Genomic DNA, 22,534 nt, shown 5'->3' with positions numbered 1-22,534 from the left:
TAAAGCTGTCATTTCATCCGGTACTCCCCGGCGCTCATGCCGGCATAGCTCTTAAACCGCTTATAGAACCAGTCCAGTTCGCCGTACCCGACAGCCTCGGCAATCTCGTACACCTTCTTATCCGACTGCCTGAGCAGCTCCTTCGCCTTCTCCATCCGCACCTTTAGCAAGTAATCGTTGAACGACTCGTCGGTACCGGCCTTGAATACCTTCCCCAAGTAATTCGGATTCAAAAATACCTGCTGCGCGATACTGCGTAAGCTGATGTTCGTATGATACTGCTCCTGAACGAGTTTCTTCACCGTTGTAACCAGCGTGCTCGGCTGCAGCTGCTTCATTCCGCATACCCGCGCCCGCACGTCCTTCGCCTTCCGGCTTGCGAGATGCTGCAGCTCCTCCATCGTCTTGCATTTCATTACCCGCTCGTAATCGCCAAGCTCATATTCGAAGAGGCCGTCGGCGCTTGCGCCGAGCTCTCTGACAAGCTGCTGCAATTGGACGAGCAGCTCCAGCACGCTCTTACGAACGACGCTTCCCGGCGCTTGCTCCGCCTTGAAGCCTTCCCATAACCGGTCAATGGCAGCCTCAACCTGCTGCTCATCCTGCAGATTAGAAATCGCCTCAAGCACGCCGGCCTGCAGTTTCGCGGTACTTGGGTAACCGCCTCCGCTTCCGCCCGAAAGCTCAAGCGCAGCTCTGCCAACCAGAATCGCCCCGCTGCCCACCAGAAATTTCCCGTCGAGCGCTTCCTCCGCGGCAGCAAAGGACACCGCCAGTTCTCTCCCGCTCGCGGCCAAACTACCGACGCCGATACTGATTGTTTCTTTGGCATTCACGGCTACCGCATCTCTCAGCTGCCCGGCGAATAGAAACAACTCTTCATCTTCCGCTCCGTCCGGCTGCCCCGTCAGTACGATGCCGTACCGTTCCTCGGTCAGCTCGAACACGAAGCCCAACCCGCCGCACAGCTCCTCCAAAATATTGCGTACCGCATAACGCTTCAATTCGGCATCATGCTCGGTCAGTGCCGGACTCGGCGACGAGAGGGAGTCCATCTCCGCGAGCAGCGTACGCAGCGGACCTTCTTCGATTCCGCCGCCTATCGTACGAACTGCCTCCTCGTACTCGCTTCGGCTGACAGGACCATGCGCAAGCTTCCGCAGAACCTGATCGCGAAGGGCAGATAAACCCAGATGATGCTGCCTCTGAAACGATCTCTTCTCCGCTATGCTCCGGCCGATTCGCTCCAAGATCGCGATTAAATCTTCTTCCTCTACAGGCTTTAAGAGGTAATCATGGACCCCCATCTTGAGTGCTTGCCGTGCATATTCAAAGTCCTCGTACCCGCTGAGAATAATGACGGGGACGTCCGTAAATTCCCGCAGCTTGGCAATCAGTTCGAGCCCGTTCATCGTCGGCATGCGAATGTCCGTAAGCACAAGCGAATAATGGTTTCGCTGCATAAGCTCAAGCGCCCGTTTGCCGTCTTCCGCCTCCGCTCGGATTTGGAACCCGCAGCTCTCCCAATCGATCACATATTTAAGCGATTCTCTCGCGAGCGGCTCGTCTTCCACGATCAGTACGCTATACATCTGTTTCGCCTCCATTATCCGCCTGCTGCATGGGGATGAATATCGTCACTCTTGTTCCTGCGCCTTGCTCGCTTTGCACGTCCAGCCCGTAGCTGTCCCCATATCGTACCTTCAATCGCCGATTCACGTTACGAAGTCCGATGTTGGAGGTGACCTCAAGCGAATCCTGCTGCAAGCCGGCTTGGATTTCGGTTAGACGCTCCGGCGTCATGCCGAGTCCATCGTCTTCCACCGTAATTTGCAGCGTATCCTCCACCAGCTCGCCTTTAATCTGAATGCGGGATTGCGTAGGGCTCAGTTCCACCCCATGGGTGATCGCATTTTCGACCAGCGGCTGAATGCACAATTTCGGCAAATTGACAGCAAGGGCTTCCGGGGGAATCGCAATGGTAAAGGTGAATTTATCGCCGAAACGATGCTGCTGGATTTGCAAATAAATCGAGATAAACTCCATCTCTTCGCTCAGCGTAATCGTTGGACCGCCATTACGCAGCATCATCCGGAACGACTTCGCCAGCAGCCCGACGACTTTGGCCGTATCCCGTTCGCCTGCAATCAGCAGCTTGCCTCGGATCATATTCAGCACATTGAACAGAAAATGCGGATTGATTTGGGTCTGCAGCGCGTACAGCTCCACTTCCTTCGTCCGCAGTGCCTGCTCCTTCTGATCGATTTCCGATTGGTACACCTCTTGAATGAGCTGCCCCACCCGCTGCACCATCAGATTGAACATTTGGCCAAGCTGCGCAACCTCATCCTTGCCTTTGACCTCGACGAAGCTTTGAAAGTTATCCTTGTGCACCCGCTTCATCCGAAACGACAGCTCCGTTAATCGGCGCGTCAGCCCGACGGAGATCGTCGAGATGAAGAGCGCGGAAACGACGATGGCCAGCAGGAACAAGACAACCGAGAGCGATCGAAGCTGTTCGATCTTCGGCATCAGCTCGTTAATCGGAATAAAGGTCAGCACTTTCATCCCTCGCACCGAGTTGTGAGATTCGAGCGTCTGGAACATAATCTGATAACTGTTATGCTCATCCTCGTAGCTGAAGCTGCCCTCTGTTTCCTTCATGATTTTCGAATAAAAAGGCAGCTCCTTTAACTGCGTAATCCCGCCTGTCTGCGCACTGTCGATCAGCACCGTACCGTCTGACAGCGAGAAAATAAAACGCTTACTTTTACTCTCTACATTAATAAGCTCCGATAACACGCGAAGCTGGATTTCGATCGAGACGACGTTTGGGGAGGCCGGATCGAAATTGTTCATCCGTTTGCGGAAGCTGAACACCGGTTTATGCTCAAGCAGCGGCGTATAGGGCCCGGTCCAGTAACCGCCGATGCGATTATTGAACACCTTGCGATACCAGTCGCTTTGCCGCGTGTCTTCATCAATCAGAAACACGTTCGCGAATAGAAAGGTCGGATTGTCGGTATATAAGTTGAGATGAGAGATCGCCTTGGTCGCCTGAACCGCCGAAATAAAAGGCTGGTAATAGTCGAAATACGTATCATACGCTTCTTGCTGGTCCTTATACTTCTTCTGGAGCTTCTCATTCAAGGAAGAGTTCAAAAATAGCGTGTTCGCATTCTCCTCATAGGAGCTCAGCTTATTATCGAAGTTCGCGCTTACTTGTGACAGCGAGAGTTCGGCATTCTCGATGATATGTTCATAGACCAAATCGCTGCTTCGTTTCATGAGCACATACGTAAGGGAGCCCAGCAGAAGCAAAACAACGAATAAGTTGGCTACGATCAGCTTTGTCCGTATTTTCATGTCGCGGCTACCTCGCACCTTTCGTGGCTGTACGTTTCTCACTCATTCGCTTTATCTGCATGCATTTCCTTCCCCTGCGGCACGAAACATACTCCTTGCCCGCAAGTGCTGCGAACAAGGAGTACCTTACCTACGACCGATTATTGGCCTAAGATGCTGTTATACTTCTCATTAAAATCCGCCCATAGCTGCGTATAAGCCGCCTCTACTTTCTCCAGCCCATTCTTGTTGATGGCATCCTGCATATCCTTCCAATTGGAATCGAACGCGGCATCATCCTTGGACATGATGACCTTCGGCAAGTACTTGCGCCATGTATCATCGATTTTCTGCTCTTCTACCTTGGTCGACTCCGGCGGCGTTAGCTGCCAGATGTAGCCCGGAACATATTCGACCGGCGGCAGGAAATCCGCCCATACCTGCTTGCCGTACTTCGCCAGCACTTCTTTGGTCATGTCATCGTAGTTGGCGATAACCATGTCTTTGGTAAGCGGCGTGGAGTAGTCGCCATCCGCCAGCTTCGCGCCGTTGCCGATACCGAACCACGAGAAGTTTCCTGTTCCGATGCCGTGGAAGCCTTCCTTGTAATCCGTATCCGGATCCGCAAGACGCTGCTGAATCAGCTCCGGCTTCAGTACGCGGTGACCGTCCTTCACATCGAAGTGAGTGCCTTCAATGCCCCATTGCGTCAGAATTTGACCTTCATCGGAGAAGAGGAAATCAATCATCTGAATCATCCGCTCCGGATTCTTCGCGTTCTTGCTGATCGTCCATTGGTAGCTTCCCGCTTGCGTCGGCGTCAGCGTGTTGGAATGATCCTCCGTGCCTTCCGAGAAATAAATCGGAATATGGGCATAGGCGCGTTCCGGATGGCCGGAGTTACGCAGGGAAGCTTCAGCGTCGCCTAAGAACCAGCCCGGCGAATAAGCGGCAAGGACGCGGCCTTGCGCGGCTTTCGTTGCAATGTTGTCGAGCGAGAAGGCTTCTTTGTCAAACAGCCCGTTGTTGTATAGCTTGTTCAGGAATTTCAGGTAAGCCTTGGATTCCTCGGAAACCGGGTTGTACGTGACGTTGCCGTTGGCATCAATTCGGGAACGGTCATGGTCAGGCAGTCCAAGCGCATTAATGACCGGATTGTTGAACTCGATCTTCATCGTCCAGCTGGCCATTGAAGCGGCGAAGCCAATCGTATCTTTCCCGTCGATTTGCGGGTGTTTATCGGCATACGCTTTGATCACATCGTAGAGCTGATCGAACGTTTTGATTTCCGGATACCCGGCTTCCTTCAGCACATCATATTGCACGATAAAGTTGGCAGTCGAGTTAGCTGCCGCTTCTTCGCTCTTGTTGACGCCGGACAACGAGTAGATATTGCCGTCTTTGTCTTTGAGCAGGTTGAAGTACTTGCCATACTTCTCTTTAATGTTCGGACCGTATTTATCGATCAGATCGTTTAGCGGAATAATGGCGCCTGCATCTTTGAACTTCTGGGTATAGTTGGCATCGAGGACAACGACATCCGGATAGTCGCCGGCTGCCAGCCACAGATCCCATTTCTGAAATTGATCGCCGACGGAGAGGTCGTATTTGAGCGATACGCCTGTTTTCTCTGTAATCGCTTTCGTAATTGGCGTATCCCATTTCAGCTTGTCGTCTGCCGTGTTGATCGTAAACTCGATCGGACTTAAATCCGGTGCCGGCTCTGCCTCCGCAGCGGCATTATTGCCTGTATTGGCTTCATTTGCAGCCGTGTTCTTGGCCGGTTCGTTTGTGTTTGTTGCCCCTTCGTTATTGTTGTTATTGGAGGAACCGCAGCCTGTGATAAGTACTGCCAGTACGGTAATGATGAGTCCGAATGTAAAACTGCGCTTTAGCCTTTTACCTTTCATCGTTAGACTCCCTTTCAATCCTCGTTTTGTATATATCAACGGATCGATCGCTCCGTTTGATATTGTGCGAATCCTTCGTTATTCCTTAATCGCAGCGAGTGTAACGCCTTTGACGAAATACCTTTGCAGGAACGGATAAACAAGCAGGATCGGCATCGTAACCACGATGGTCAGCGCTGCTCGAATCGTATCGGGATTGGACTGAATGGCTTTGCCGTCCACATGCTCATTCGCATTGGCCACTTGGCTAACGCTTTGCAACAGAATCTTCTGTAATTCAAACTGAAGCAGGCTCAAATCCGGATTGCGGCTGGCATAGAGATTGTTGTCAAACCAGGAATTCCAGTGGCCGACCGCGATGAATAACGTGATGGTCGAAATAACCGGCAGGCTGATTGGCACCACAATCCGAAACAGCGTCTGAAAGTCGGTCGCTCCGTCGATATGCGCCGATTCTACCAATCCTTCCGGAAGCTGATCGAAGTAGCTGCGAATAATGATAACATTAAACGCCCCGATTAGACCGGGAATGATATAGACGGCAAAATGATTCATTAACCCCAGGTTCTTGATCAGCAGATACGTTGGAATGAGGCCGCCGTTCACGTAGAGGGTAATGACCAAGATGACATTAAACGCTTTGCGGAAGATGAATTGCTTGCGGCTGAGCGTATAGGCAATCATGACGGTACCCGTTACGCCGAGCACGGTGCCAAGCAAGGTCCGGATAACGGAACGGACAGCCGACCACGCAAGCGCATCATCACTCAATATCGCACGGTAATTCATTAATGTCCATTCTCTTGGCAAGAGCGTAATGCCTCCCTTCAAGGAATCGAGCGGATCGTTCAGCGACACCGCAATGAGGTTCAAGAAGGGAAACAAGGTTGCCATGCCGATGAGAAGCAGCAGCGTATAGTTAAAGGTGTTGAACGCGAGCGCGCCCCACGCCTGATTGCGGTCCATTCTTGACCACCCTCCTTTTCTTGTCGGTGCTGTACTAGATTAACCGGCTTTGATTCGTTTTCTTGGCCAAATAATTAACGGCCAGCACCATCACTACACTGACCACCGATTTAAACATGCTGATCGCAACCCCGAACGAGAAATCTCCGAGCTGTGTCGAGTAGCGCAGCGCATAAAGATCAAGGACCTCGGAATAATCAACGACGATTGGATTGCCGAGCAAATACTGCGACTCGAAGCCGCCTTGTATGATCCAGCCCACATTCAAGATGAGCAGCAGGATAGCGGTTGGCATGATGCCGGGAATGGAGATGTACCACATTTTCTGAAAGCGGCTTGCGCCGTCGACTTCGGCCGCTTCATATTGCTCGGGATTCAGTCCCACCAATACCGCCAAGTAGATAATGGTGCTCCAGCCCAGCTCCTTCCACAAGCTGACCGTCGTATGGATGAACCAGAACCATTTTTCCTCGCCCATAAAGTAGAGCGGTTCTTGGATAATGCCGAGCTTCATCAGAATGCGGTTCAGCATACCGTCGTCCGGAGACAGCATCGTGAGCGTGATGTTCGCAATGACGACCCATGAGACAAAATGAGGAATGTAGGTGATCGTTTGGATCACTCGTTTGAACCAGACGAACCTGACTTCATTCAGCAGCAGTGCCAGCGCGATGGCGCAAACGAAACCGGCGATCAGCTGCAGCAGCCCCATGGCGAGCGTGTTGCGAAGCACGTGGTAGAACTGTTCGTCTTGGAAGAGCGCGACGAAATTATCGAAGCCGACGAAGGGACTGTGTTTAATCCCTTTGCCAAGCGTGTACCGCTGAAACGCCATAATCCATCCCCAGAGCGGGACGTAGGAGAACAGGACGATCAGGAGGACGAACGGAACAGACATGTAGATCAGCTGTCTTTGCATGATGATTTTTCTGCCGAAGCTTCGTTTATTGGGTGCGTTGTCTTGCTTGGTTGAAGCGATTGATTTCACACTGCCGTACTCCTTTCTATCCTATTTCTCATCCGTGTTGTTCTAGTTTTATTATGCAGGGGGCGGGGAACGCCAACAACCTGATAAACTGCAACTTATCACCCCAGTAGCGGGTGATCCTTGCGGAAGAGAAACACGCCGTTGCCCGGTAATTCGATCGTGCCCGCTGCTATCGTTTGCTCCGTTGTCAGTTCGTACAGCGGCTCTGCGAGCGTGATGGATTGAAGATCCGTACCGTGATTGATAGCGAAAATATATTCCCGGCCTTCGCCGCTGACCCTTCGCGTGAGCTCGATGCTGTCCGGAACCTCTATGCCTTGAATCGGCGCTACTCCCGCGTCTGCGCAGATGCGATCCATAAGCGCATTCATTAGGGCAGGCTGCGGCTCCATGCCCAGGTAGTAGGCGGCGCCTTTACCATACCGGTTGCATGTTGCGGCAGGCGATCCGGTGTAGTAATCTTCGCCGAACCAAGCGATCGGCTCAGCCGTCTCGGGCCGGATGACGTCATACCAGGTCTGGGCGTTGTAGCTGCGTGTGTCTTGGGATAGCTTGACGCTGCGCGTTTGACCTTCACGCAGGATGCCGTAATCGGTAATCGAGATGCCTAGAAGCTCCCGATAGATGCCGGGCAGCGTTTGATCCGACATCCGGTTGTCCCACAGCCGTGAGCCGGAACGGAAATCGAGCAGCACCGTGCCGCCTTGCGCCGCATAATCGTAGATGCGCTGCTTGGCCTCCGGCTTGGACAGCATATAGTGCGGCAGGACGACGACGCGATATCGGCTGAAATCCGCTTCGTCGGAAAGGATATCCACCGGAATATGATGATCATAGAAATAACGATAATAGCTTTTGAGATGACGGATATATCGGTGGCCCATCACCTGAGGCTGTATGTCCATGACCCATTCATTCTCGTAGGAACGAATGATGGCGACTTCTGCTCCCGCGCTGCTGCCTTCGATGAACGGCATCAATCGTTTCAGCTCCTCGCCAACATGTTTGACTTCGTCATACCGCCTGCCCGGAATGCCGTCATGGGGCAGGATGCCATGCCAAAACTGCTCCGCGCCGAATAGACAGGTCCGCCAGCGGAAATAGACGATTGCATCGGCGCCATGGGCGACCGAATGATACGTCCATCTGCGAAGCTCCCCCGGCCGCGGCGTCGGAAACATGATGTTGCCGCCCGGCGCGCCGCTTTGATGCTCCAGCACCCAGAAGGGAGCTTGCTTCACGCCGCGGGCCATATCCAGCTGAATTGCGCTCTCGCGAGGGTCCGGTTGATCCGTAAAACAGAGATTGGGATAAATATCCCACGAAGCGAAATCCAGGTCCTTGGACAGCTCGAAGCTGTTTATCTCGTTCATCTCCGACCACATGTTATGGGTGACGGGCTGGCCTGGGGCAAACTGCTTCAGCAGGTCGATCTGCCGTTTCTGATACGCGATGACGGAATCGGAAGCAAAACGTCTGTAATCGAGCTCAAGCCCCGGATTATGCAGATGGAAGACGGTATAAGCCGGAAGCACAATTTGCTCCCACTCGTTGTAGGTTTGGCTCCAGAACACCGTTCCCCAGCTTTCATTGAGCTGATCGATGCTTGTATAGGTTTGGCGGAGCCAAGCCTGAAAGGCCGCCCTGCAATAATCGCAATAGCAATAAACCGTATCGTTGCAGCCGAATTCATTGTCGGTCTGCCAAGCGATGATATTCGGACGGTCACCGTAGTGCTTCGCGACTGCGGTTACAATGCGATCCGAGGCTGCCATGTAGTTGGGATTGTTGTAGCAGTAATGCCTTCTGTTGCCGAAGCCTCGCGCTATGCCTTTGTTGTCCCGCATGTAGATGTCGGGGTGTTTGTCCATGAGCCACTTAGGCGGTGCAGCGGTTGGCGTTCCTAAGATAACCTCGATTCCATGTGACGCCAGCAGCTCAATAATGCGATCCATCCATGAGAAATCGTAGCTGCCCTCATAGCGCTCAAGCTTCGACCACGCAAATTCGCCGATGCGCAGAACGTTCAGCCCCGCTTCCTTCATGAGCTTCACGTCCAGCTCCCAGCGTTCCTCCGGCCAATGCTCCGGATAATAACAAGCGCCAAATTTCATCTGCTTCCCTCCCCCTCGGTTGTCTACCTCATTATGGAGGAAGCGCGGCAAGGTCAAAACCTGATAGATTCAACCTTTTGACCATAGAAAATAGACCAATCCGGGGTTGGATTGGTCTGGTTTGTTAGGAATGGGCTATCAAACATTCGACAGTTCCCAGTCAATGATTTGCAGCTCTTGACCCGTGGTGTAGATCATATTGCATAGAAAAGAATCATTATGACAGAATTTATTGTTGCTTTGGTTGTCATTACTCCGGCTTTGCGTGATTTCCTCTGCGCGATGCAGGAATCGGCTTCATCCGTCAGGACGCTTAACTTGATAGTCATCTGCGCCTTTCAAATACCCATGAATGATTGTGTACGGCGAGCAGATTCTGCCTTGACCTTGTGATTGCACAGTCCACCTGCAAGACTCTCAAAACTTATGAAATCACGGCCGAGCTCCGGCACTTCGCGAATGATCGCTTCGACTTGTATAGGAAGAGGTATCTCTCCCACCTGTAAACTGTTCCTTTCGGTAGCTAGTGAATCGACTTCAATTCATAGGCTTCAAATGAGCGAAGAACCGCATTTCCCCCACGACTGAACAGAGATGCCCCCAAACTATCCGGCTGGGGATAAATTCGGTTCGTCATCGTTTTCTCCCCGTCATTCGCGAACAGTTCCAGCGACGAACGGTCGAGGAACAGATGGAGCTTCAGCAGCCCGTCGTCCTGAGATGTAAGCTGCACCTCACTGATTCCGCCATCGCCCAGACCGGCATGATCGCGGTTCACATAGAGCGTGCGATCCGCTGCGCGGTAACCGACTTCGGTGTATTCGCTCCCGTCTGCCGAACAGCGCAGCCGCAAGCCGAATTCGGCGGCATCGGAATGACTCGCGTCGAACACTGCGATAATTTCCGCCGCATCCGATACGATACCGGGCAGAGCGACTTCCGTATCTGCTTCGATTACCTGTGATTCCACCTCGTATCGCTCTCCCCGCAGCTTCTCCAGCTCCGGCACGGGAACCATGCGGATGCTGCCGTCCGGCTGCAGACTCAGCTCACGCGGAATGGTCATTGCGCCGGCCCATCCATCTTGCTGCTCCGGCATCTTCGCCCCCCACATATTCATCCATCCGAACAGGATACGTCTTCCTTGATCATTCTCCAGCGTCTGCGGCGCATAAAAGTCGAACCCATAATCGAGTCGTTCCGCATGCGCAGTCGTGAGCTTGCCGGCTTCGTAATCGAACGTGCCGGACAAATACATCGTCTTCGTTGCCCCCATGTTCATAGGGGAGACAATTAGCACATGATTCTCTCCGCCGCCAAGCGGAAACAGATCCGGACATTCCCACATATCGCCCTTCGAGCCATCGCTGTCAGCGGCAATCCCCCTATTGCGCCAATCGCGCAAATCCGAAGATGCATACAGCCGCACATTGCCTCGGCCTTCTTTTCCGCTGCCGATCACCATATACCATGTATCTTCATGCTTCCATACCTTCGGATCGCGGAAGCCAAGCAAGCCCTCTTCCGGTGGTCCCGGAATGACCGGATTGGCTTCGCTCTTCCGGAAGGTGATGCCCTCGTCCGAACTGACAGCCAAACACTGCACCTCTACCGGCGAATTGCCCGAAACATGTCCGGTGTACAGCAGAGCAAGCGAATCGCCATCTGCGACAGCGCTTCCGGAGAAACAGCCGTAACCGCCGCTTTCCCCTTGATCATAGGATTCTGAAGGGGCCAGTGCGACCGGAAGATGGGTCCAATTCACGAGATCCTCGCTCTTGGCATGCCCCCAGTGCATCGGTCCCCAACTCGGCTCGTACGGATAGTACTGATAGAAGGCATGATAGCTGCCCTTGAAGTAGACAAGTCCATTCGGATCGTTCATCCAGCCGGTTCTCGGCATTAGATGATAGCGAAGTCGAAAGCGCTCCTCCTTGATCCGCGAGCTTCCTTCCTCCGTTGCTTGATTGGCTTTTGCGATGTGCTCTTCATGCTTCTTAGCTTGATTGGTTTCCATGACCCTGACAGCCTCCTGCTCGAATTGGACTCCGTGCAAATACACTACAGCAACTTTTAACCGGATTATAGCATACTATTAACCGATCAATTTCCTTTTTTTGCGCACGCAAAATTAGCCCTCGATTGGGCCCATCGGGGTTCGCCAACTATGGAAATGTTGCCTTTCGTGCAACAAAAGCAGCGTCTTTTAGTTGGGGAAGCAGATATGTTGCGCATTATGCAACTTTTGGGCTTGAAATGGTCTTTGAGGGTTAGTTTTGCAAGTAAATGTTGCCTTTTGAGCAACATTAGTGGTGTTTTTTGCGGTTGAGAAAGCGGAAATGTTGCCTTTGGCGCAACATTTCGGCCAGTATCTGCCCACCCCAGCATCAGCATCAGCACATCCCACCACAGCTCAGTCTGCCGCATCACCGGAGCCACAATAAAAGGGCAGCCCGCAAAAGGCTGCCCTTCCTCTCACACGCGATGCTGCACCGCATGCTTCGTCCGATATTCCATCGCCGAGATGCCTTCCATCTCGCGGAAAACGCGATTGAACTGCTTCGAATTCTCGAAGCCGACCTGCTCGCTGATCTCGTAGATTTTATGATCCGTTTCCTCCAGCAGCGACTTGGCTTTCTGGATGCGCACGCGCTTTAAGTAGACGACAAAGCTCTCGCCGGTAAATTCCTTGAATGACTGGCTGAAATACGAATAGTTCAGTGAAACATGGTTCGATACCGTCGCCATATTCAGGTCCCGATGGTAATTGTCGTGAATGTAGCTGACCGCCTTCTTCATCTCCTTATGCTCGGCATGCACAAGGCGCAGTCCTTTCACGTAATCGTTCAGCCGCAGCAGCAAATCCTCGACGCTGTGAAAATAATCATGAATCGTCTCGAAATTATACATGCAGCCGACCTTCTTGTAGATGCGCAGAATCTCCACGGATTCCTCGCCGTACTGGTTAAAGACCCGGTCGAACACAAGCTCGTTCAGCTGCTTGCTGATCTCCTCGATCGACGCGATATCGAAGCCGGTCAGCTTCTTCGGATCAAGCAGCTCCGCAAGAATCTGCTTCATTTCCTTATCCCGCTCGGTTCCGAGCATATTCGCCAGACGCCGAATGTCTTCCACCCGCAGATGGTTTTCCTGATGGCGAGCTCTCTTACGGTCGTAATGCAGCAGCACCGGCTCTGCAGTGACCGCCTGCAAGAAGCCGTACCTCAGCGCTTCAAGCGCCTCGGCATAGGCTAGTTTGACCCCGCCCGCACCATTCATCCGTTGGCTCACGCCGATTTGCCCCGAAAGCTGATGCTCTTTCATGAACGCCAGCAGGCTGCTTGGTCCTTCGATCTCCTCGCAAATCACGACCAGCCGATCATCCTTATCTTTGAAATAAAACCGAACTCCGCTTGACCGGGATGCCAGCAGCGCCTCCAGCTGGCCCGCTTTTCCGGAGGACAATCCGCCTCGCAGTTTAAGCAGAGCTATTACGTAACCACCTTCCACATCCGCCCCAATACCCGCTCCAGTCCCGGCATCTGACGAATCCCGAGCTTCCACGAGCGCATCCCAGCCTGCCTTCGCGCACCGTTCGGCGATTTCATTTTCGCTCAAATCCGGATGCAGGAAAATATAGTTCAGCTGGGTCGCAAGCAATTCATCGCGATAGTGATGCACCTCTCCCAGCCGCTCGGATAGCGCCGCTTGCCGCTCCAGCTCCCGCTCCACCCGCTCAAGCGCCGCGAACAGCTCATCCCTTACAATCGGCTTAAGCAGATACTCCCGCACATCGTAAAGCATCGCTTCCTTCGCATAGTGGAAATCATCATGCCCGCTAAGTATCATGACGACCGGCTTCTGATCTAGCAACGCCAATTCGCGAATGAGCGTCAGACCATCCATACCCGGCATCCGAATATCCGTGATGACGATCTCCACTTGGCTGCTTTGTATCAGCCCAAGCGCTTCTTCCCCGTCAGCCGCAAATAACATCTCATAACGTCCGGGATAGCCTCGTTCAATGATCGCCTTCAGCCCGAGCCTGATATTACGTTCATCGTCCACGATCAGCAGCGTACGCATGTCAGGTCACCCCTCCGCTTAATATGAAATAAGGTACGCGCATAATGACGCGCGTATAAGCACCTTCCCTGCTCTCGACGAACAAGCCGTATTCCGTGCCATAAAACAATTGAATGCGCTGATGCACATTGCGAAGACCGATCCCGCTGCCTTCCGTCTGCTTCTCCTGCTGCGCATAAACATCCCGCTTAACGATAGTGGAGCTGCCTGCATCTTCTTGGCTGATTTTACGGTTCAGCCCCTCCGCCATCTCTGCTGTCATGCCAATCCCGTTATCTTCGATTTCGATGACGATCGTCGAGTCGATGACCTCGGCTTTAATAGAGATGACAATGTCACGCGCCTCCGACGGCTTAAACTTCATGCCGTGCTTGACGGAGTTCTCTACAATCGGCTGCAGGGACATCTTAAGCAGCTCCTGATCCAAATAATCCGGCGGAATGTTGATCTGCAAGCTGACCGTATGATCAAACCGAACGTTCATAATGGCAATATAGTTCGTAATATGTCCAAGCTCATCCTTTAGCCGCACGTACTCACTCGTCCACTTCAAGTTATAGCGCATCATACCGCCAAGCGAAGTCAGCGCATCCGAGATGACGGGCTGATTCTCGATTTCTGCCAGCATCTTAATGTTCTCAAGGGTGTTGTAGAGGAAATGGGCATCGATCTGATTCTTCAGCGTTCGCAGCTCTGCTTCCTTGGAAGCGGCCTGTTTCGTGACGGCTTCGGCGATGAGCGAATTGATTTTCTTTAACATTTTGCGAAAATGATGGGCCAGCTCTCCGACCTCGCCTCCGCCGCGGATCGTGAAATCAAAATTGAAATCACCCTGGCGCACCCGTTTCATGAAATGAGCGAGCGTATGCAATTTCTTCAGAATAAGCGCATTCAGAAAGTAGGTCGAAATCGACAAAATCGCCAGCAAAATAACGTTGACCATGATAAGTTTGTTGCGCGTCTTATTGATATCCGCGAATACATTCTTCAGCGACACGACATTAACGACGTAGGCGTCCAGCTTCTCGATATACATGTAGTTGCCCAGAAACGGCGTTTTATCGTGGTTAAACAGGAAGTGGCCGGTTCCTTGCGTGACATGCTGATTCAGCGCGCTGCGGATGTCCGTCTCCGTAAGACCCGTGTTAGCCAGAAACGGGCTGGCGTCATTGCGGAACATTTTACCTTCTCCATCAATAACGAACATCTCCGACTGGCTCGTATCCGTGCCATGAAATACACCTTGGAAGAAATTCGTCAGCAGCATATCGACCTGCATAATGCCGACATGGCGGCCAGCCGGATATTCGATTTCGCGCAGCAGCGAGAGCTTCGGCCTGGATTCCTTCGCATCGGGAACAAGCGAGCGGATCGGCTCGCGATCCATTCGGTCAAAGTACCACAATTCCTGACCGTCCAAGCTGTTCACCTTCTCATACCAAGGGTCGCCTTGAATACGCCGCTCCAGCATGATGACGGGCCACAGCTCGTTAATGCGCTTATTATTCGAGAACAGCCGGATATGCTCGATATTGGGATTGTTGAACTGAAGGCGCAATATATTCGAGACCACGGTCGTGTCGAACTCAATCAGCTCCGTGGCGTTGGGCTCACTGGTCCGCTCCAAATAATAAAGTACCTCTTTATCCGAAATCGACAGCTGCGCGGCCCGCTCCATCGTCTCGATGTTGTTGTTCATATTGACCCGCTCGATCTCCAGCGTGTTCTCGTACTTCTTAATAATGTCTTTCATATAATTGTCGTTCAGCTCTTGGAAAATATACAGCGAAATCAAGACACTCGGCAGCAGCAGGATGAGGATGTACGAAATAAACAGTCGCTTCTGCAAGGACAGCTGTTCCAGCTTATAAATGATCGTTTCACGGCTGATCATGCGCGGTCTGTTTAACAATTGGGGATCACGTCCATAGAGTGGGATGAATGCCTAGTCTCCAGTATAACGCAGAAAACGAGCATGAACAGCCGGGCGGAAACCCGCAGCCAAGAAGGGCGGCAGACTTCACCACGCTTCTTGGCCGAGGCTTATACCGCCGGCTGTTCGATTACCCGATTCCGAAATTAATTTCGTCTTTCTATTTCAGAAATTCTTTCAGCTTCGCTACGTTCTCTTCATATTTCTTCTGTTGGAACGCCTGCACTTTATCAAAGCCTGCATCTTTACGTTTCTCTAAGAACTCCGCGAACGTTTTGTCGAAGTCTTCATCGGACTTGCTGAGCAGCAGCTTCGGAAGCGTTTTGCCCCATGTTTGAGCGATCTTCGTATTTGCAATTCCTTCCTCGGAGTTGCCCGTCGGATTGATTTGGTCGTATTGCGAGAAGCTGTGCGTTTTGCCTTTCGTCCAATCTTCCATTTGTTTGGACGGCTCCACGCTCGGCGGTGCCCACTTCAAGTTCATATTGGTATCCATCAGCATCCAGAAAGTGTACGACGCGCCATACTTCTTATCGAAGGAAGAGCGGTCTTTGTTCAAGAGCTCGAGCACTTCCGGTTTGAATACGTCTTTGCCGTCAGCCGTGTCATACGTAACGCCCGGCTCGCCCATAAACAAGTCTTTGTTGCCTTCTTCACTTACAAGGTAGCTGAGGAAACGAATTGCTCTTGCTTTGTCTTTCACGTTCTTCGAGATAAGCGTAACTGTCCAGCCGGAGATGCCGGGGCCGCTTAATGTCGGTTGATCGCCGGCATCATTACCAGGACCATCGATTGCGATGTAGACGGAATTCGGATCTTTGGCATATAGGGCATTCTGTTGTGCGGCAAAATCACTGCGTTGGTACAGCATCGCGAAGTAACGGCCTTGCGCAATTTTCTCTTCCATTTGCGGACGTTTGTCGATGAAGATATCTTTCGCCAGCAAATCCAGTTCATTGGCTTTACGGAATGTTTTGAGCCAGCTTACATACTCCGGATCGGTCACACGGTCATACAGCTTGCCGTCTTTCTCATACGGAACAGCAAGGAAGTTCTGCAGGTAACCTTCGAGCGAGCTGTTGCCGTTCTCGCCAAACTCATGCAGGCCAAGCGGAATAAGCGGCTGTCCGTTTACTTCCGGGAATTTCTCCTTCGCTGCTTTGAGCGCGTTCAGGAAACCTTCCTTTGTACGCATGTCTGGTTTGCCAAGCGCTTCATACATATCTTTGCGTACGACGAATGTTTGGTTCGACGTGTAATCGCGTGCATATTTCTCAAAATCCTTCGGCGAAGACGATGCGTTCGGATACCCGTACACATTGCCGTCTTCTTGGGTGTACCAGGATGTCTTCGCAGGGTCGGCAACCTTGAAGAAGTACGGGTCATACTGATCGGCCAGCTTGTTCAGCGGTTCAACCAAACCGCCTTCGATCATCTTCTTCACGCCATCCTCATACCAGCCAAGCGTGATGAAATCCGGTAGCGAGCCGGAAGCGATCATCGTGTTGAGCTTCTCGTTCTCGTTGCCTGCCGGTACGATGAAGTTAACGTTTACGCCGGTTTTCTTCGTGATGTATTGGGAAGTTGCGTCTACGCCCCACTTATTCGGGAACCAAGAGAAGTTAAGATACCAGTCGAACGTGATTGGCGACGTGTCGGCTTTCCAGCCCGGCTCATCCGCGGATACGGCGGGTTTGTTCTCTGCAGTCGTGTTGTCTGCTGCCGCTGTGTTGTCCGCAGCATTCGCAGCTTTGTTATTGCCCGCTGCCGCTTCATTGTTCTTGTTGTTGTTGTTGCCGCCGGAGCAAGCCGCCAGCGTGAAGACAAGCGCAAACACTGTCGTTAAAGCAATTAAGCGCTGAACCTTACCTTTTCTCATGTGTTCTACCCCTTTGCTTCGCTTATTATAATGTCTTTGCCGACTTGGAATCCAGCCTGCTAGGACGAATAACCTAACCCTTGATCGAACCGATCATCATGCCTTTGACAAAATATTTCTGCAGGAACGGATACACCAGCACAATTGGCAATGTAGTGACCACCATCGTGGCGAGCTTAATCGACTGCGAGGTAACGCTCTTCGTAATGCCGCCCGGCATCGCCGCCATCATGATGTTCGAGCTCGACTGTGCGATTACCCGGTACAGGTAGGTCTGAATCGGCTGCAAATCCATATTGTTGATATAGATCATCCCGGTAAAATAATCGTTCCATTGATACACCCCGTGGAACAAGGCGATCGTGGCGATAACCGGCATGGATACCGGAATGACGACGCGGACGAAGATGGAGAAATCATTGGCTCCGTCGATCCTCGCGGCTTCCTCAAGCCCTGCAGGAATTTCGCGGAAGAAGGCCAAGAAGATGATGAGATCAAAGAAGTTGAACATGGCCGGAATGATGTAGACCAAGAAGTTATCGAGCATATGCAAGTCGCGAATAAGCAGATAGAACGGGATGAGACCACCGTTGAAGAACATCGTGATCGTACCGAGCAGCATGTAGATTTTGCGGCCAACCAGCTCTCTTCTGGAGAAAGCGTAGGCAACCATTGCCGTAAAGAATACATGTGCAGGTGTTCCGATAACCGTCTTCGCCACCGTTACGCCCATGGCCAGCATAATGCCGGGGTTGTTGAACACCGCTTGGAAGTTATCAAGACTGACCACTCGAGGCCACCAGTAGATGCCGCCGCGCATGGCGTCCTGCCCTTCATTGAAGGCATTGACGAGCACGTACCAGATCGGATAGATCGTCACGAAGCAGACAAGCAGCATGCCGAACGTATTCACGGCATCGAACAGTGCCTCGCCGGCGGTTTTTCTTCGGAGTAGGGATGTATACATCGGTCGGCGCAACCACCTTATCTTTTTAAAATAGTGACGTATCGTTCAATTTCTTCGACACTTGGTTTGCCATGATCAGCAGAATCAGCGCGATAATCGATTTAAACAATCCGACTGCGGCCGAGTAGGAATAGCGTCCGCTTAAGAGACCGGTTTGATAGACGTACACGTCGATCACGTTGCTCGCGCTCTCGTTAAGCGAATTACGCAGGACGAGAATTTGATCGAAGTTCGAATTCAGAATGCCGCTGACCGCAAGAATGAACAGGATCGCAATCGTACCGTTGATGCTCGGAAGCGTCACAAACCACATTTTCTGAAAACGTCCTGCTCCGTCAATCGTAGCGGCCTCGTACAATTCCGGCGAAACGCCTGCGATTGCAGCTAAGTAGATGATGGCCGACCATCCAAGTTCCTTCCAGATGTCCGATGTGATGACGATTGACCAGAAGTAGCTCGGCTCCGCCAAGTAGCTGATCGGTTCCTCGATGAAGCCAAGGGCGATAAGCATATTGTTGATGATGCCGACATCGGCGAGCCAGGTTGTCAGAATGCCTCCGAGAATGACCCACGAGAGAAAGTGAGGCAGGTAGGAGATCGTCTGGACGAACTTCTTCAGCTTCAGCGAGCGCAGCTCGTTGAGGAAGAGGGCGAAAATGATGGGCAGCGGGAATGCGATAATGAGCTTGATCAAGCTCATGCCGACGGTGTTCCAGATGACATTGGGCAGCTCATCATCCTCGAGAAACTCGCGGAAATGCTGGAATCCAACCCAAGGCGCATCGTGAACGGAATGGATGATGTTGTATTCCTTAAAGGCGATTATGACGCTGTACATGGGAATGTAGTTGAAAATAATCATCCAGGCTACGCCTAGCAGCGCCATCACCTGTAAATACCTCTGACCGATCATCTTGCGGATCACTTTGACGGCCTTGTCCTTCCGGCTTGCCGGCTGCTGCCTCGTAGACAGCTCATAGCTCAGATTGGCGCTCATGCTGGCAGACCTCCAGGGATTGATTTGTTGATTGAATGTAAGTGCTTTCATTCTTCTGGACTTATTGTAAGCCGCCGGGCAGTGGCAATATAAGGTCTCAAATTTTGCATTCGGTCGCAAAATTTCAGGTAACCTTCCTGAGTGTTGCTCCCAGAGCTACTCTTTCGCCGATTCCGCCACTTTTCCAATGATGTGTTGCTCCCAGAGCTACTTTTCCGCCAATTCTGCCACTATCACTATGATGTGTTGCTCTCAGAGCTACTCTTCCGCCAATTCTGCCCCTTTTCCGATGATGTGTTGCTCCTTGAGCTACTTTTCCGCTAATTCTGCCACTATCTCAATGATGTGTTGCTCTCAGAGCTACTTTTCCGCCAATTCTGCCACTATCTCGATGATGCGTTGCTCTCAGAGCTACTTTTCCGCCAATTCTGCCACTTTTCCGATGATGTGTTGCTCCTTGAGCTAATCTTCCGCCATTTCCGCCGCATTCCCACATGCGCGAAATTCTAACGAATCGTGGAGGTCTTATTTGGCTGGATTTCGGGGCTGAGAGAATCTAACGAATCATAGAGGTCTTATTGTGGGAATTTGGGCTCCAAAACACCCATAAACCGTCGAATAGTGCTTCTACGATTCGTTAGAATATTTTTGGTGTTATTTTCGGGCAAATAAGCGCTGTACGATTCGTTAGAATTTCGCAGCTCCCACTTTTCGTGGATTGACCTGCTTCCAACACAACAAAAAACAGCCCAGGTGCATGATAAAATCATGCTCGCCGGACTGTTTTTTGGGATCGGAGATCATTTTGCGCGCGACGCTATGGGTCATTGCGCCGGTTACTGCGGAGTCAGCAGGCTGTGCAGCCGCTCCTTGATGACCGGCCACTCTCTATCGAGAATGCTGTAATAGACGGAGTCTCTTACATAGCCATTCGGATAGATCATGTGGTTGCGGAGCACGCCTTCTTTTACGGCACCGAGTCGTTCTATCGCCTGCTGGGAGCGCGTGTTCCGCGAATCCGTCTTCAGCTGGACGCGGATCGTACCCAGCGTTTCGAAGCAATGCCTCAGCAGCAAATATTTGCACTCCGTATTAATTGAAGTGCGCCAAACCGATGGGGTCAGCCACGTCGAGCCAATCTCCAGCCCTTTGTTCGCAATGGAGATATCGAAAAGCTTCGTGCTGCCAACGATACGCCCCGTGGACTTATCGATAATGACAAACGGCAGCGCCGCCGGTTGCGACAGCGCCTTGCGCACATCCGCTTTGGCATCATCCAGTGTAGCTATGGCTCCTGCAGTAAGCGTCCATATCTCGGGATATCGGCCAGCTTCATAGATGCCGTCGATATGTTCGACTGACAGCGGAACCAGCTCTACTTTAGTGCCGGTTAGTGTAATTGGTTGTATGTCCATGGTGACTCTCCCCTTGCTGTAATCATTTTGTTTCATAGTTCTCAATGTAAGAAGTTAGTAGAGTGATTAATGCATCATCGACATTGTACGTAATCGTAAAATCGTCTGATAGCGCCATGCTCCCTCTTTGAGCAATTTCAAGCGGTGTGCCTAAACGAGATTGGAGCGTCGGATCAGCGCCATTTTCCAGTAAAAATTTCACCATATTGTAGCGGCCATCCGAGACAGCATCATGTAGAATAGTTGTACCAACGAACGGTTCAACATAATTAATATCCATCCCGTATTTAAGAAACAGCGCCGTCATTTCTACATTATCGCTTTTAAAAGGAGCAAACGAGGCGACGGTTGGCCCCAGCGGGCCTACTCCTATTGTCGGGTCAGCTCCTTGCTGCAAAAGTTTCTCGACCGCGCTCATATCCTCGCCTGCAACAGCGTGGAATAAATCAAGCTGCTTCTTAGAAAGAAACCACGCGTTGTGGCCTCCTTCCGCTCCATATAGCTGTAGTTCCCCGCCGCTTGCCTCGCCGATAAAACGGAGCGGTACATAAGTCGTGCCGTTAATGATGCTGGGTGCAGCCGGCATATCCATGATTTTGCCGTTGACCGTTGCTTTCTTCGAACCAAGCGTCATAGCCAGATCCAGCTCGTTGCTCTCTCCGCTAATCCGCTTCTCGGCAGTTTTCCAGGTGATCGTTAACCCTAACTGTTCAAAAATCGGTCGGAAAGGTACAAGCGCTGTCCCGTTCATGATCAAAGGCTGGCTGCTCGCAGCAAATTCGACTTTCTTCCCGTCAATCGAGAGTGCATACGGAAATTCTTTCACGGTAGTTCCTGCCGTCGCTGCGGATACGGTAGTGTAGCTCATACCTGCACCGACCAGCAGGAGTGCAATGCACACGAAAATCAGTTTTTCCAGCGTCTTCATCTAACTGATCCTCATCCCTCTGCGAGATGCCAGCATACGCCTGCCGGATCAATCAGATGAAGCTCGCGACGGCCCCAGGGGAATACGGTTGGCTCTTTGGCGCGGATCGTCGGGAATTGGCCGCTCTCCATAATGGCTTGGATATGGGTCCACCATGCATCCAGATCGTCTACAATGAGGTCCATCATGTAATTGTCTTGGAACGACTGGTTGCTGTAGTTTTGAAGAATAAACTCCTGTTCCGATAGTCGAAAGATGCTGATGTCTTGTACGGAAAGGATGCATTCGAAGCCAAGTTCCTTGAAAAATCGCTGTGCCAGCTCATAGTCCGCGCCGGATGGAACAAAAGGTCTTAATTTCGTCGCTTTCATGTCGTTGCTTGCCTCCCTTTCATTTGTGCGAATTAGCAATACAACCCTATTCGCGATAACCCCGCAATCTCCTTCTACGTCTAGTATTTCAGCATCTTGTACGCTATACTTGGGCAAAAGAAATCTAGCGATAATGGATGGGGTGCACCTATGAAAATGAGTCCGCGATTACTGCAGGTTGTGAGCATTTTCTTTATCGGTTACGGCATTATTGATATTTTGTTCGTCAATTGGGTGCTTGGCGTTGTGCTGCTGCTTATCGGTATCTACATGAACTACACGGCCATCAAAAAGCTCCGTGAGCTGAAGAAGTAGCAAGGTTATAGCAGGGGCAAAGCTGAGCGCACGATTATGCACGCTCAGCTTTTTTTATTGGAGTTGGCACAGTGTTAGCGAATGCCGCTACAGCAGTGCAACCTGGTCGAATCGCTGCAGATAAGAGATTGTTCCGCTTACGAAGTAGCTCAATCGCCGAAATCCAAGTAATCTCGCCTTTACTCGGTGCTGATAGCGGATATACCGCTTACAGCTCGCTGCACATAAGAGTTATTCTGCTTGAGAAGTAGCTCAATCGCCGAAATCCAAGTAATCTCGTTCTCTCGTAAGGTTGGGGTAGTTGGGGTGTGTTTGGATCA

Annotated in this window: 17 protein-coding genes; 1 reads left to right on the top strand and 16 read right to left on the bottom strand. The window is 51.6% G+C overall.

The window, feature by feature from the left end:
* Positions 1–8: 8 nt before the first annotated feature.
* The 16 genes from BM412_RS23195 to BM412_RS23120 form a co-directional block, all read right to left on the bottom strand.
* A complete protein-coding gene (locus BM412_RS23195) occupies positions 9–1,592 on the bottom strand; it encodes a response regulator transcription factor (protein ID WP_177246037.1) in 1,584 nt (527 codons plus the stop codon).
* Positions 1,585–3,366, bottom strand: a complete 1,782-nt coding sequence (locus BM412_RS23190; protein WP_091223714.1) for a sensor histidine kinase — start codon at positions 3,364–3,366, stop codon at positions 1,585–1,587. Before BM412_RS23190 ends, BM412_RS23195 begins: the two co-directional genes overlap by 8 nt.
* Positions 3,367–3,506: 140 nt before the next feature.
* A complete protein-coding gene (locus BM412_RS23185) occupies positions 3,507–5,255 on the bottom strand; it encodes an extracellular solute-binding protein (RefSeq protein WP_091223712.1) in 1,749 nt (582 codons plus the stop codon).
* Positions 5,256–5,333: 78 nt separating this feature from the next.
* Positions 5,334–6,221 (bottom strand): carbohydrate ABC transporter permease, encoded by an 888-nt coding sequence (locus BM412_RS23180; RefSeq protein WP_091223710.1) that lies wholly within the window; start codon positions 6,219–6,221, stop codon positions 5,334–5,336.
* 34 nt (positions 6,222–6,255) lie between these two features.
* On the bottom strand, positions 6,256–7,209 hold the full coding sequence (locus BM412_RS23175; protein ID WP_256256536.1) for an ABC transporter permease: 954 nt from the start codon (positions 7,207–7,209) through the stop codon (positions 6,256–6,258).
* A 98-nt stretch (positions 7,210–7,307) separates the two neighbouring features.
* Complete coding sequence (locus tag BM412_RS23170; protein WP_091223708.1) at positions 7,308–9,323, bottom strand: beta-galactosidase; 2,016 nt, start codon at positions 9,321–9,323, stop codon at positions 7,308–7,310.
* Positions 9,324–9,461: 138 nt separating this feature from the next.
* Positions 9,462–9,593, bottom strand: a complete 132-nt coding sequence (locus BM412_RS32635) for a hypothetical protein (protein WP_256256550.1) — start codon at positions 9,591–9,593, stop codon at positions 9,462–9,464.
* Between the two features lie 253 nt (positions 9,594–9,846).
* The gene (locus BM412_RS23160; RefSeq protein ID WP_091223706.1) at positions 9,847–11,340 is read right to left on the bottom strand and encodes a glycoside hydrolase family 32 protein; all 1,494 of its coding nucleotides are present in this window, start codon (positions 11,338–11,340) and stop codon (positions 9,847–9,849) included.
* 458 nt (positions 11,341–11,798) lie between these two features.
* Entirely contained in the window at positions 11,799–13,409 is a 1,611-nt protein-coding gene (locus BM412_RS23155; RefSeq protein WP_091223704.1) for a response regulator, read from the bottom strand.
* A 1-nt stretch (position 13,410) separates the two neighbouring features.
* Positions 13,411–15,321 carry a cache domain-containing sensor histidine kinase gene (locus tag BM412_RS23150; RefSeq protein ID WP_256256535.1) on the bottom strand — a complete coding sequence of 637 codons (1,911 nt, stop codon included), beginning with the start codon at positions 15,319–15,321 and terminating at the stop codon, positions 13,411–13,413.
* A gap of 181 nt (positions 15,322–15,502) precedes the next feature.
* A complete protein-coding gene (locus BM412_RS23145; RefSeq protein ID WP_091223700.1) occupies positions 15,503–17,221 on the bottom strand; it encodes a type 2 periplasmic-binding domain-containing protein in 1,719 nt (572 codons plus the stop codon).
* A gap of 73 nt (positions 17,222–17,294) precedes the next feature.
* Positions 17,295–18,188: a carbohydrate ABC transporter permease gene (locus BM412_RS23140; protein WP_091223698.1), complete on the bottom strand. Its 894-nt coding sequence runs from the start codon at positions 18,186–18,188 to the stop codon at positions 17,295–17,297.
* A gap of 25 nt (positions 18,189–18,213) precedes the next feature.
* Positions 18,214–19,101 (bottom strand): ABC transporter permease, encoded by an 888-nt coding sequence (locus BM412_RS23135; protein ID WP_371264854.1) that lies wholly within the window; start codon positions 19,099–19,101, stop codon positions 18,214–18,216.
* A 920-nt stretch (positions 19,102–20,021) separates the two neighbouring features.
* Entirely contained in the window at positions 20,022–20,600 is a 579-nt protein-coding gene (locus BM412_RS23130) for a GNAT family N-acetyltransferase (protein ID WP_091223694.1), read from the bottom strand.
* Positions 20,601–20,622: 22 nt separating this feature from the next.
* The gene (locus tag BM412_RS23125; protein ID WP_091223692.1) at positions 20,623–21,528 is read right to left on the bottom strand and encodes a stalk domain-containing protein; all 906 of its coding nucleotides are present in this window, start codon (positions 21,526–21,528) and stop codon (positions 20,623–20,625) included.
* An 11-nt stretch (positions 21,529–21,539) separates the two neighbouring features.
* Entirely contained in the window at positions 21,540–21,899 is a 360-nt protein-coding gene (locus tag BM412_RS23120) for a VOC family protein (RefSeq protein WP_091223690.1), read from the bottom strand.
* Positions 21,900–22,055: 156 nt separating this feature from the next.
* On the opposite strand from BM412_RS23120, the gene BM412_RS32200 reads away from it, so the two are divergent.
* Complete coding sequence (locus tag BM412_RS32200) at positions 22,056–22,214, top strand: hypothetical protein (RefSeq protein WP_177246035.1); 159 nt, start codon at positions 22,056–22,058, stop codon at positions 22,212–22,214.
* The last annotated feature ends 320 nt before the right edge of the window (positions 22,215–22,534 follow it).

This window comes from Paenibacillus sp. BC26 (assembly GCF_900116125.1).
GTDB classification, from domain to species: Bacteria; Bacillota; Bacilli; order Paenibacillales; family Paenibacillaceae; genus Paenibacillus_Z; species Paenibacillus_Z lignilyticus.
The sequence above is the reverse complement of the archived record's forward strand: the minus strand, read 5'-3'. Positions and strand labels throughout refer to the sequence as shown.